Consider the following 12,311-nt stretch of genomic DNA (forward strand, 5'->3'; position numbering starts at 1 on the left):
TATTTTTAAGGCGTGTTTCATGTGTGAGTTACTAGCGATGAGCGCTAATGTCCCAACGGATATTGTATTTAGTTTCACAGGCTTAGCTGAAAGAGGTGGTGTTACTGGGCCACATGTTGATGGTTGGGGGATCACTTTTTATGAAGGCAAGGGCAGCCGCACCTTTAAAGATGCTCGTCCTAGCAGTGAATCCCATGTCGCTCAGCTCATTAAATCTTATCCAATCAAAAGTGAGATTGTCGTCAGTCATATTCGTCAAGCAAACCGTGGCTGTGTTGCGCTGGAAAATACCCATCCTTTCACCCGCGAGTTATGGGGCCGATATTGGACTTATGCCCATAATGGACAGTTATCAGACTACCAAAATAAGTTTCAAGTAAATCATTTTCAGCCTGTTGGGGACACCGACAGTGAGCTGGCATTTTGCTGGATTATGGAACAGGTGTTAGGTGAGTTTGGTCATACGCCACCCGATGACATGAAACAGGTGTTTGAATTTGTAGCAACGCTGGCTGATGACATTCGAGCTTTAGGTGTTTTTAATATGATCCTAAGTGATGGTGTCGATTTAATGAGTTATTGCACTAATAATTTGTGCTTCATTACCCGCCGTGCGCCTTTTGGCAAAGCCAAATTAATCGATACTGATGTGGTTATTGATTTTAATAAAGAAACGACACCCAATGATGTCGTTACAGTGATTGCTACTCGTCCGCTGACAAAAAACGAACAGTGGCATATTTTACAGCCTGGCGAATGGAAGTTATTTAGGCAAGGCGAATTACTGATTAACAGTTAATCCAGCGTTTGCTTTAGTAACAGCTGTATCGGATTCTATTGCTTGCTGAATTTGATAATTATCTAACTGAATATCAAGCTGCTTACTACCTTTAGAAAAATGACTTAAACGCACGGGTAAGTAGTTTAATTCTGGCGCCATCCAAAAAAAGGTTTGGCGCTTTTTACTTTTTCGTACCACTTCTATTTTTACGGTTTGATAAGTGCCACTGTCTAATATCACTTGTTCTTTGCCGACAATTTTAAATTCATAATCATCAAACTCTTTTTCTTTGACCATTTTGTATTTAAGCAATTCGGGTTGGCGGTACATATCCATTCTAAATATTAATTGAGATACCAAGGGATCGTAGATATCCTCGGCAAAGGGTAATTTCTCTCTTTCGTCTTTATATATGGTGTGGATAACGCCTTGTCCAGCAGCAAAGGCGGTTTGCTCTGTGTAGTCAGATCCGGTGCCGCTACGTTTACTCATATAGCGGATGGGCTTAACCTTGCCATCTTCGAGTTTGAACTCACTATTAAGGTTACGCACATCCGATAGCATTAATAAGCTGATATCGCTATCAAAGCGATAGTTATAGTAGCCATTATCACTTTCAGGCAACTGGTAGCGAGCTTTACCGAGTTCGATACTGCCATAGAACACCCGATATTCAGCAGAGTGAGGGGTTAATGCTTTGAGGTACTCGAGGTTTTCCTTGTCATCAGAAGCGACAGCATTAGGGGCCTGAGACAATGTAATGACAATAATATTGGCTAATAAAGCGGTGAATTTTCTAATCAAAGTAATACCTACCCATGCAATATTTAAAAAGGTAACGACATGACAAGGGTTGCAATGTCAGGGCGCCATTCATATTTTGACAATGAAACCTTGCCTTGGTTCACTTCTACTCCATCTGATCTTAGTCGCTGTTGCTGATTTTGGAAATGAATAGAATTGACTTTAAAAGAAATTTTTCCTTGGCTGTTAATCACTCTATACCAAGGTAAGTTTAGGTTATCGGGGGCGTCTTTGAGTGCTTTAGACACATACCTGGCTCTACCTGGTAGCCCAGCTAAGTCAGCCACTTTACCATAAGCTAAAACATGACCTGTGGGGATCATATTTACAATAAACCAAATTCTTTGCTTTGGGCTAAGGTTTTCCATTGATGGCTTTTGATCAGGTATGGGATGATAATTTATTGTAACCCGCTTTGGTGTTGCGAGTTAAGTAGACAATAGTAAGTATTCAATAGCCAGCTTATGAGTGTTGGTTATCGCTCATGGTTGATGAGCGATACTTTTTGAGTGAGTTTATAACAGTGAGACGAAATACTGACAGGGTTAATACTGTGGATATAAAGCAGGTTTATATGACTGTTAAATAAATACACAAGAAATGAGACAAGGCGCCTGCAAGTACAAATAAATGCCAAATAGCATGATTATAAGGAATACGCTTATTGACATAAAAAATAACCCCGATGCTATAAAAAGCCCCACCTGCAAGTAATAGGTTAAAGCCTAAATCTGACATGCCTTTGATTAAATCTCCCATGATGGTGACACAAAGCCAGCCCATAACAAGATACAAAATAACACTTAGCCCTTTGAAGCGGCCAATAAATAAGGTTTTAAAAATAATACCGCCTAAGGCTAATAACCATATTGCAGTTAGTATTAGCGTAGCACTATCATTTTGAAGGCTAATTGACATTAAAGGTGTGTATGTACCAGCAATAAGCAAATAGATTGCACAGTGATCAGCCATTTTAAAGCGTTTACGCCATAAGGGGCTTTTACTGGAATGGTATAAGGTTGAGGCCAGAAAAAGCATAATAATACTTAATCCATACACAGTGATCCCGATAGTGTCAGCGATATTAAGTTGGCCATTCGCTTTTATTAGCATTGCAATTAGCGCGGCGATACCCGCAAGTACCCCTATACCATGGGTGATACTGTTAGCTAATTCCTCAATCACACCATAGTCTGACTTTGATGTAGGTGTTGGTGCTAATGTTTGATTAGCATCTAACTCAAGTGACATAGTTGCATACAACCTTGTTAAGCAATTTACATTGAGTCTACCAGCAATATTCATAATAGGCCATGACTTTAGCGTACACGTGTAAGCTTAAGTTTGACGCTATGATAACTGTCTGATTTTGTGGGGAGTCGTGTGTCATCGACATAAATTAAATGAACTTAATGGCTTTTTTATCATCTAGTTTATGGTCAGCTTGTGGTTGAAGTCTGATCTAGCACGATTTATATCCAGTGATTCAAAAGCGACAGGAGGCGCGAGTAATGAACCAAGGTGGTGATAAACATTTAACACAAGGATTGGCAGAAAACACTAATTTTGAACCGGGTGCTAGTGGAAATTCGACAGGCTTAAATGGCACACAAGTTTCACATGGACAGCTTTACATAAATGCAAGCCGCCAAGAATCTGCGGTTGAAGTGATAGATTTCTGTGATCATGTTGTGATGTTACAAACGGTGAATGCAACTAGCACTGAAGTAACTAGCACTGAAATAATGAGCACTGATGTAATTAAAGCCCAAACATTACCGCTGATCTGTGGGCTGATCGACAATCAAAATAATCAAGGTCGCTTTTTAAAACAAAATTCTGATAACGAGTTTAAAAAGATACTGACATCACCATCGAGCATTATTGTTGCAGGGCTACATGTTGTGCTGGTGTTTATGCTATTTTCCTTAGCTGATAACACCATTAGCCATTTTGTCGAGATCAGCCGTGAACAAGCCGTTAAAGCTGCGACATCTGAAAGTAACAACCAAGAAATAAAAGCCTACTTTTTAACGGCTGAGCAAATTACCCAGCTAGCTAAGACCCTGCCAAGTGAACAAGCCTTGATTGAAGAGGTCGTCAGTGAAGTCATTACCAATGAAGAAATAATCGATCAAACTATATCGAACAAACAAAGTACTAATAAGGTTGTCGATACAAGCTCAATAGCGCCTGCAGTTGCAACTAGCCCAAAAGATACTGTCAATCAAAAGGCAATTTCCCCAAAGCCTATTGACCAAAAAGCTGTTAACCAAAAGCCCATTGACTACAAGCCCATAATTGAAAAATTGCCAATAGCAGAAGCAGTGCAAGCCGAAACGCACCAGTTCGATTGGTCTTCAGTTGATAGCATGTATCTGCAGCAGCAAAAAGATAGCAGTAACGAACATCTATTTAAGCCACAATTGTTTAATGAAACCATCTCAGAGGCCAATACCATAACAAGCGACAATTTATCGGCCATCAATCAAGCTAGCCATTCCTTTATAAATAAACTCAATCAACAACAAGTTAATCAGCAAATAAGTCAGCAAGCCCATTTAGCGACTTCTGTTAGTGGTGCCAGCACCAGTGAGTTAACCCCTGAAATGGATGATATAGAGTTAATAGTAATAGAAGATAAGCGCCAACCAACTACCCTCAATCATCGTTTAGATCCAAATAGAATTGTTAAGATTGGTGAAACTTGCCATCGATTGGTGGCATTACCAACCCAAATTAACCCTTATGCCGAAGGCTTAGATTTAGGACACCCATGTGAAGGAGGCAAAACAAAAAAAGCACTAGATAACGCCATTCAACAACGCTTATCGAAACTTAAATTACCTTGAACTGTTCAGACTTTCACAAAAGATTTATTTCAACAACATCAAAAATGAATAATATTTATCAAATTTATTTATCAAATTATTTCTGTATTAATTGGGTCTTAATCGCTTGGTTGTAAATTAAATTCATATATAACAGTATTTTAATTAGTGAAATAATTTAACTCATATTCCGATTCGAAAATTGTCATAGACTTGTATTTTATTAAATAAGCTGACTATACTGCAGCCATCTTGTCGGAGTGCCTTTATGGCTGAGACCGTTTATTCGGGATCCGTTGAACCTGATCAGGCTAGAACCTGCGAAGGAAACAAGCAGTTAATTTGCTTATTTTTACCCTACAGTCAGCAGCAATTTTATAGTGAATGGCTGCGTGGCTAGATCATAAATATTAGTGCAAAATAAAAGATAGAATTAATTAAAGCAGAGTTATTGCTGAAGTTAATTTAACCCGCCATTTGCCGATATTTAAGGTCCAAAGTTAAGGTGTAAATTCAAGTCAATTACAGAGTTAATGTTAACTCGCTCGTCATCAACAATTCTCCAGGCAAGCAACTCTATTTTTTTATTTTGAGGTTGCTTATGTCAAATCGTCGTGAAACCCGCGCTCAAGCGCAAAATTTTATTGAAACCCTAAAACCTTTACAGCACCCAAATTCTGAAAAGATCTATCTGAGCGGATCCCGCCCCGATCTGTTAGTGGGCATGCGTCAAATTCATCAAAGCGATACTATCCTTGGCGGTAGTGAAGATGCGCCCGTGACTGAAGCCAACCCAGCCATTAAAGTTTATGATTGCGCCGGTGCCTATTCAGATCCTGATGCTGAAATTAATGTCCGTTTAGGCTTAAACAAGTTTCGCCAAGCTTGGATTGAAGAGCGCGAAGATACAGAGCAACTTGATGGAGTTAGCTCTGACTTTACCCAACAGCGTTTGGTTGACGACGGTTTAGATCATTTGCGTTTTGAAGCCCTTGTTCGCCCTAAAAAAGCCAAGTCAGGCCGCCGCGTTACTCAAATGCATTACGCTCGTAAAGGCATTATCACACCTGAGATGGAATATATTGCCATTCGCGAGAATATGGCTAGAGAGCAAGTCACTGATGAGATTTTGACTCAAAAAGCCCCCGGTGAAGCTTTTGGCGCTCACATTGGCCAGCCTATTACCGCTGAATTTGTCCGTGATGAAGTTGCCCGCGGCCGCGCCATTATCCCGTTAAACATTAATCATCCAGAAGCTGAGCCAATGATCATTGGGCGTAACTTTTTAGTCAAAGTTAATGCCAATATTGGTAATTCTGCTGTGACGTCTTCAATTGAAGAAGAAGTTGAAAAGCTGGTCTGGTCAACGAGGTGGGGCGCTGACACTGTAATGGATTTGTCTACGGGGCGCTATATCCATGAAACCCGTGAATGGGTCATTCGAAACTCTCCTGTCCCCATTGGTACAGTGCCCATCTATCAAGCGTTAGAAAAAGTAAATGGTGTCGCTGAAGACCTAAATTGGGACATTTTCAAAGATACCTTGATTGAACAGGCAGAGCAGGGCGTCGATTACTTTACCATCCATGCTGGGGTACTGCTGCGTTATGTACCAATGACGGCAAAACGTCTTACTGGCATCGTTTCTCGTGGTGGTTCCATCATGGCAAAGTGGTGTTTAAGTCACCATAAAGAAAGTTTTTTGTATGAGCACTTTAGAGAGATTTGCGAAATCTGCGCTGCCTACGATGTGTCATTGTCATTAGGCGATGGTATGCGGCCGGGCAGTATTGCCGATGCCAATGATGAAGCGCAATTTGCTGAATTAGAAACCTTAGGCGAGCTGGTTAACATTGCTTGGGAAAATGATGTGCAAACCATCATTGAAGGCCCAGGCCATGTACCGATGCAGCTCATTAAAGTGAATATGGAAAAGCAGCTTGCCCATTGTGATGAAGCGCCTTTTTACACACTCGGCCCACAAACCACCGATATTGCGCCAGGTTATGATCACTTCACCTCAGGGATAGGGGCGGCAATGATGGCTTGGTATGGCGTGGCCATGCTGTGCTATGTCACTCCTAAAGAGCATTTAGGTTTACCGAATAAAGAAGACGTTAAACAAGGACTTATCGCTTATAAAATTGCAGCTCATGCTGCCGATGTGGCTAAAGGTCACCCTGGTGCGCAAATTCGTGATAATGCCTTATCAAAAGCAAGGTTCGAATTTCGCTGGGAAGATCAATATAACTTAGGCTTAGACCCAGATACCGCTCGTGCTTATCACGATGAATCGCTCCCCCAAGAGTCTGCCAAAGTTGCGCATTTTTGTTCTATGTGTGGGCCAAAGTTTTGCTCAATGAAAATCACTCAAGAAGTGCGTGAATACGCTGCAAAGCAAGCGCGTGATCAGTTACAAAAGGTGAACGTGCTTGACGCTAGCGAATTTAAACACCTGCAGGCACACTCTAATCACAATGTTAATTCCGTAGACGCAAGTGCAGATATAAGCGTTAGTAGCGGTGTAGATATTCAATCAGCCATGGCACAAAAGTCAGCTGAATTTAAAGCCACAGGCTATGCAATTTATCATCCGTTACCTTCTAAGCCAGACACAGCAACAAGCGCAGATTTAGCTGTTAAGACCACTGCTGAATTAGAGGCTTAACCATGAATGTTTCACAACCACATAGCTTAGAAACCATGTCGCCCATCGTCTGGACTATTGCCGGTTCAGATAGTGGTGGCGGCGCCGGCATACAGGCAGATTTAGCAACTATAAATGACTTACAGTGTTTTGGCTGCAGCACAATTACCACTGTTACTGCGCAAAATTCGGTGGCTGTAACACTAGTCGAGGCTGTGTCAGAATCCATCTTATTGGCTCAGCTAAATACACTTGCTAGCGATTTAGCGCCAGCAGCTATAAAAATTGGCTTAATTGCCAAACAACAACAATTGGTACTCATTGCTCATTGGTTAAAGGCATTTAAAAGTCAGAGTTTAGCTAACGAGCTGATCCCGATTATTTTAGATCCTGTCATGGTTGCCAGTAGTGGTGATAGCTTAAATGAGCGCGCAAAAAAGCCGTTAGATTTTAGCCCTTTTAAAGGCCTAATTAGCTTAATTACCCCTAATGTTAGGGAGTTACACACGCTGACTGATACTAACAGCGTGGCATTTGAACCTCAGTGCACAATTAAAAGCCAAAGCCTAGACTCAAGTGATGGTTTTTATAGTGCGGCAGCGCAACTGGTTAAACAGCTTCATTGTCATGTGCTCGCCAAAGGCGGTGATGCAGTATGGCAACAAACCAAAGCCAATGATTTGTTCATTTGCCGTAAAGTTCACGGCGTGAGTGACGCCCATCAATATCAAGCTTATTGGCTTAATAGCGAGCGAGTTAATACAAGTAATAACCATGGCACAGGTTGCACCTTATCCACTGCGATAGCATGCTTTTTAGCCCATAACTATGTACTTCATGATGCCGTTGTGATGGCAAAAGCATATGTACTCAAGGGATTAGTGTGCAGTGAATCATTTGGTAAAGGCGCAGGGCCAGTGGCAAAAACCGCTTGGCCTGATGAAATACAATACTACCCTGAAATTACTGCCGTAAGTGGCGCTGAAATTAACAATTTAGGCAAAACACAGCAAGAATTAGCTGCTGGTGGAAAGTTTAGCAATGGATTAATAAATACAGCTCAGGGCTACCTAGATTGCCGCTTTCCTGCGCTGCATAAGGGCATTGGTGTTTATCCGGTTGTGGATGACGTGACTATGCTGCAAAGTGTGTTAGAAGCCAATTGCACCACAGTGCAGCTGCGAATTAAAGCTAATGCTGTCAATGAGGTCTCTAATGATGCTCAGCAAACCAAACTAGTACAAGATATTAGCCGCGCAATAGCTCTGGGTAAGCAATATAACGCCCAAGTGTTTATTAACGATCATTGGCAACTGGCAATACAGCTTGGTGCATTCGGGGTTCATTTAGGTCAAGAAGACCTTGAGTTAGCTGACTTAAATGAAATTTCAGCGGCAGGGCTAGCCCTTGGGTTATCTAGCCACAGCGTATTTGAAATTCTATTAGCTCAGCAATTAAATCCATCCTATATCGCCTTAGGGCATATTTTCCCAACGACCACTAAGGTGATGCCGTCAAAGCCTCAAGGCTTAGCAAAATTAGCACGCTACAGTGCATTACTTAATAACGTATGCCCAACCGTGGCCATCGGTGGTATTGATGCAAGTGTTATAACGGATATCAAAGCCACTGGGGTTGATAGTGTTGCCGTGGTAAGAGCCATTACTGAAGCAGAAAACCCTGCCAAGGCTTATTCATTGTTAGAGCAGCAATGGCATCTAGCGGCTGCACAACAACCTCAGCAACAACCTCAGCAACAGCCAAGGCAATCACATGTAAAATCCCACAAGCCATCAGTGAAACTACAGCAGTGTGAGCCAGTGTCATGACGATTACACAACAGCGTCAAGCTAATAAGAGTGGGCTCACTTCCAAGCAGTTTATCAAGTATGCCAGTCATATTTTACTGACTGATATGGGTGAGCTTGGTCAGCTTAAATTACTTAATAGCCGGCTACTGATCATCGGAATCGGTGGTTTAGGTCACAGTGTTGCCCAGCAATTGGCCGCCGCGGGAGTTGGAGAACTGATATTGATGGATCATGACAAGGTAGAGCTTTCAAATCTGTCGCGGCAATTACTTTTTGACGAACAAGATATTGGTTTAAGTAAAGCGCTGCTTGCCAAAGATAAGTTAGCAGCAGCCTATGAAGACGTAAATATCATGGCAATTGAGCAGGCCTTTGGCGCTGATACAGATGGTGCAAAATTAGTTGAATCTGTCGATCTGGTGTTTGATTGCACTGACAACTTTACTAGCCGCTTAATGATTAATGAAGTTTGTGTTCGTCACGCTACAGGGCTAATTAGCGCAGCGATTTCCGCTAATGATGGGCAATTATTTTGCAGCTCAACTGACTATCCGCAAAGGGGCTGTTATCAATGCCTGTACCCACAAGATACTCATGTTTCACAAACATGTGTATCAATGGGGGTTAACACTGCTGCTGTTCAAACGGTTGCATCAATGCAAAGTTTATTGGGGCTAAATTGGTTAACAGCCGATGACTTAGGCAAAGGCCAGCTAGCGGGTAAGTTACATGTGTTTAATGCTAAAAGCTTGCAATGGCAGATTATACAAATGAATCAAGACCCTAAATGTAGTTGTTGTAGCGCAGCTATTACAGCGTCAACAAATGACGTCAACTCATGCAGATAACTTTACCGCAAAAGGATTAAACATGATTGAAATTGAATTTAATGGCCAACCAGAGCAGTTGCAACAAGCGCCAAGCTTATTAGCGCTAATAGAGTCTAAACAACTTAATCCCAAAGCACTGGCATTAGTGCTCAATCAACAAGTTGTACCAAGAAGTCGCTGGCAGGCCATTCAATGCCAGCCTAATGATAAAGTAGACGTCTTTTCAGCTGTAGCAGGGGGGTGATTATGTTAACCATAGCCGGACATCAATTTGAGTCTCGTTTATTTACAGGTACAGGAAAGTTTAGCGATGCTAACACTATGCTAGCTGCCATTGAAGCCTCTAACTCACAATTAGTGACCCTCGCAATGAAGCGTATTGATCATAGTAAAGACTATGATGACTTGTTGACGCCATTACAGCAAATGGGAGTTAAGTTATTACCCAATACTGCAGGGGCAAGAACCGCTAAAGAAGCTATTTTTGCAGCAGAACTTGCCAGTGAAATGCTTGGCACAAAGTGGATCAAACTTGAAATCCATCCAGATCCGAAATACTTGATGCCAGATGCTATTGAAACCCTTAAAGCTGCCGAAGTCTTGTGTAAAAAAGGCTTTATTGTGTTGCCTTATGTTCATGCAGATCCTGTGCTGTGTTACCGGCTAGAGGAAGTGGGCTGCGCCGCTGTGATGCCGTTAGGCAGTCCTATCGGCAGTAATCAAGGTTTAGCCACTGAGCCTTTTTTAGAGATGATCATTGAGCAAGCTAATGTGCCGGTGGTTGTTGATGCTGGGATTGGCGCACCTTCGCAAGCTAGCCGAGCAATGGAGCTGGGCGCAGATGCCGTGCTAGTCAATACTGCGATTGCCAGTAGTCAATCTCCCATAGTGATGGCGCGGTGTTTTGATTTTGCGGTTAGAACCGGTCGTGATGCCTATACCGCCGGACTTGGCAGTGTTACCAAACAGGCAGAACATACTAGCCCGCTGACGCAATTTTTACATCTGTAAGCCAGATTATTCCCTTACAGGTGAATGATTTGGTTTGAGTAATTTAACTTTGAATGCGGTTGGTTCAACAAATTAAGTTAATAGAGTGGCGCACCATGAGTTTTGTCGAGCAATTTAAACAGCTAGATTTAATCGATTTATCAATGCGGATTAATAGCAGCACTGAAGCTGATGTGCAACAAGCATTACAGCGCCCCCAAGGTCATATTGACAGTTTAATCGCGCTTTTATCGCCTGCAGCATTACCTTTTTTAGAAACGATGGCGCAGCGGGCATATCAGATAACCCGGCAACGCTTTGGGGCTAATATTGGTTTATACCTGCCATTGTATTTATCTAACTTGTGCGCAAATGAGTGTGACTATTGCGGTTTTTCTATGAGTAATAAACTCAAACGAAAAACCTTAACAGAGACCGAATTATTAGCTGAAATTCAAATCATTAAACAGCGAGGTTTTGATTCAATATTACTGGTTTCTGGAGAACATGAAACCAAAGTAGGCATTGAATACTTTAAAACCATCTTGCCACTGGTAAAACAGCATTTCAGTTATGTAGCAATCGAAGTACAGCCTTTGGCGCAAGATGAATACGCCCAGCTGGTGGGGTTAGGGCTCGATGCTGTGATGGTATATCAAGAAACTTATCATCGCCAAACCTATGCCAAGCATCATACCAGAGGTAAAAAACAAGACTTTACTTATCGGCTCACTACACCAGAAAGGGTCGCGGCGGCTGGGGTTGATAAAGTGGGATTAGGGGTATTGCTCGGATTAGACAGTTGGCGCGTAGATGCGTTATTAATGGGCTATCATTTGGCCTATTTAGAAAAACATCACTGGCGCAGTCGTTACAGTATTTCTTTACCGAGATTAAGACCGTGTACCGGTGGAATTAGTCCTAAAGTCGAATTAACTGATGTGGGCTTAGTGCAATTGATCTGTGCGTTTCGATTGTTTAACCCCCAGCTTGAAATTAGTTTATCTACCAGAGAAACCCAGCAGTTACGTAACAACTTATTGCCTTTAGGGGTGACTCATATCAGCGCTGGCAGCTCTACCCAACCTGGTGGTTATCAAAATCCCAACACCCAGTTGGATCAATTTGAAATCTCAGATGAGCGCAGCGCGGTGCAAATGGTGCAGCAAATACAAAAGTCAGGGCTTAACCCAGTATGGAAAGATTGGGAGACAAACTGGTATTAGTTTTTAAATTGGTATGCATTTTATCAAGACTATTCAATGTGATATAACTTGCTATTAGGTTGTTTCAAAAGGAGTTGTATCATGGAAATAGCATCAAGTTTTACCCTCGGTGTTCAAGGACTGCAACAGGCGCACAATGATTTAGCGCAGGCGACCACGGCGGTAGCCATCCCAGAAACGCTAAGTTCTGCCTCAGTACTAATAACTGCAGATAGCGTCACGCTTAGCTCGCAAACAGCGGCCCTGATTGATGCTCAGCAAGCTATTTCTCACGCCGAGGTTGCAGTAGATGTGATAAATGTCTGGTCTGAAAACATTGGCACCATAATCGATGTCTCAGTGTAGAACTCAATGTAACTTGAGCTGGCATTAATGACTTTGAGTATCATTA

At 42.1% G+C, this 12,311-nt stretch carries 12 protein-coding genes and 1 riboswitch; of the genes, 9 read left to right on the plus strand and 3 right to left on the minus strand.

The window, feature by feature from the left end:
* Positions 1-19: 19 nt before the first annotated feature.
* Entirely contained in the window at positions 20-799 is a 780-nt protein-coding gene (locus BCU94_RS02305; protein ID WP_102437174.1) for a class II glutamine amidotransferase, read from the plus strand.
* On the opposite strand, the gene BCU94_RS02310 is transcribed toward BCU94_RS02305, so the two are convergent.
* From BCU94_RS02310 to BCU94_RS02320, 3 genes are all read right to left on the minus strand, one after another.
* The gene (locus BCU94_RS02310; protein WP_241901099.1) at positions 782-1,585 is read right to left on the minus strand and encodes a DUF3108 domain-containing protein; all 804 of its coding nucleotides are present in this window, start codon (positions 1,583-1,585) and stop codon (positions 782-784) included. The genes BCU94_RS02305 and BCU94_RS02310 overlap by 18 nt on opposite strands.
* Positions 1,586-1,608: 23 nt before the next feature.
* Positions 1,609-1,953, minus strand: coding sequence for an MGMT family protein (locus tag BCU94_RS02315; protein ID WP_102437176.1), 345 nt, complete (start codon positions 1,951-1,953; stop codon positions 1,609-1,611).
* Between the two features lie 202 nt (positions 1,954-2,155).
* Positions 2,156-2,836, minus strand: a complete 681-nt coding sequence (locus BCU94_RS02320; RefSeq protein WP_102475510.1) for a hemolysin III family protein — start codon at positions 2,834-2,836, stop codon at positions 2,156-2,158.
* Between the two features lie 260 nt (positions 2,837-3,096).
* Between BCU94_RS02320 and BCU94_RS02325 the strand changes: the two genes are divergently transcribed.
* The 8 genes from BCU94_RS02325 to BCU94_RS02360 all read left to right on the plus strand — a co-directional run bounded on the left by BCU94_RS02325 (position 3,097) and on the right by BCU94_RS02360 (position 12,265).
* Positions 3,097-4,437, plus strand: a complete 1,341-nt coding sequence (locus BCU94_RS02325; RefSeq protein ID WP_102475511.1) for a hypothetical protein — start codon at positions 3,097-3,099, stop codon at positions 4,435-4,437.
* Positions 4,438-4,662: 225 nt separating this feature from the next.
* Positions 4,663-4,762: riboswitch (TPP riboswitch) on the plus strand.
* Positions 4,763-5,017: 255 nt separating this feature from the next.
* Complete coding sequence (thiC, locus tag BCU94_RS02330) at positions 5,018-7,084, plus strand: phosphomethylpyrimidine synthase ThiC (protein WP_102475512.1); 2,067 nt, start codon at positions 5,018-5,020, stop codon at positions 7,082-7,084.
* A gap of 2 nt (positions 7,085-7,086) precedes the next feature.
* Positions 7,087-8,892: a thiamine phosphate synthase gene (gene thiE / locus BCU94_RS02335; RefSeq protein ID WP_102475513.1), complete on the plus strand. Its 1,806-nt coding sequence runs from the start codon at positions 7,087-7,089 to the stop codon at positions 8,890-8,892.
* Positions 8,889-9,722, plus strand: a complete 834-nt coding sequence (locus BCU94_RS02340; protein ID WP_102475514.1) for a HesA/MoeB/ThiF family protein — start codon at positions 8,889-8,891, stop codon at positions 9,720-9,722. Before thiE ends, BCU94_RS02340 begins: the two co-directional genes overlap by 4 nt.
* A 22-nt stretch (positions 9,723-9,744) precedes the next feature.
* The gene (gene thiS, locus BCU94_RS02345; RefSeq protein WP_102437188.1) at positions 9,745-9,948 is read left to right on the plus strand and encodes a sulfur carrier protein ThiS; all 204 of its coding nucleotides are present in this window, start codon (positions 9,745-9,747) and stop codon (positions 9,946-9,948) included.
* 2 nt (positions 9,949-9,950) lie between these two features.
* On the plus strand, positions 9,951-10,715 hold the full coding sequence (locus BCU94_RS02350; RefSeq protein ID WP_102437190.1) for a thiazole synthase: 765 nt from the start codon (positions 9,951-9,953) through the stop codon (positions 10,713-10,715).
* A gap of 95 nt (positions 10,716-10,810) precedes the next feature.
* Positions 10,811-11,920 (plus strand): 2-iminoacetate synthase ThiH, encoded by a 1,110-nt coding sequence (gene thiH, locus BCU94_RS02355; protein ID WP_102475530.1) that lies wholly within the window; start codon positions 10,811-10,813, stop codon positions 11,918-11,920.
* Between the two features lie 81 nt (positions 11,921-12,001).
* Positions 12,002-12,265, plus strand: coding sequence for a chemotaxis protein (locus BCU94_RS02360; RefSeq protein ID WP_102437192.1), 264 nt, complete (start codon positions 12,002-12,004; stop codon positions 12,263-12,265).
* Positions 12,266-12,311 lie beyond the last annotated feature (46 nt).

Source organism: Shewanella sp. 10N.286.52.C2, assembly GCF_002874545.1.
Lineage (GTDB): Bacteria > Pseudomonadota > Gammaproteobacteria > Enterobacterales > Shewanellaceae > Shewanella.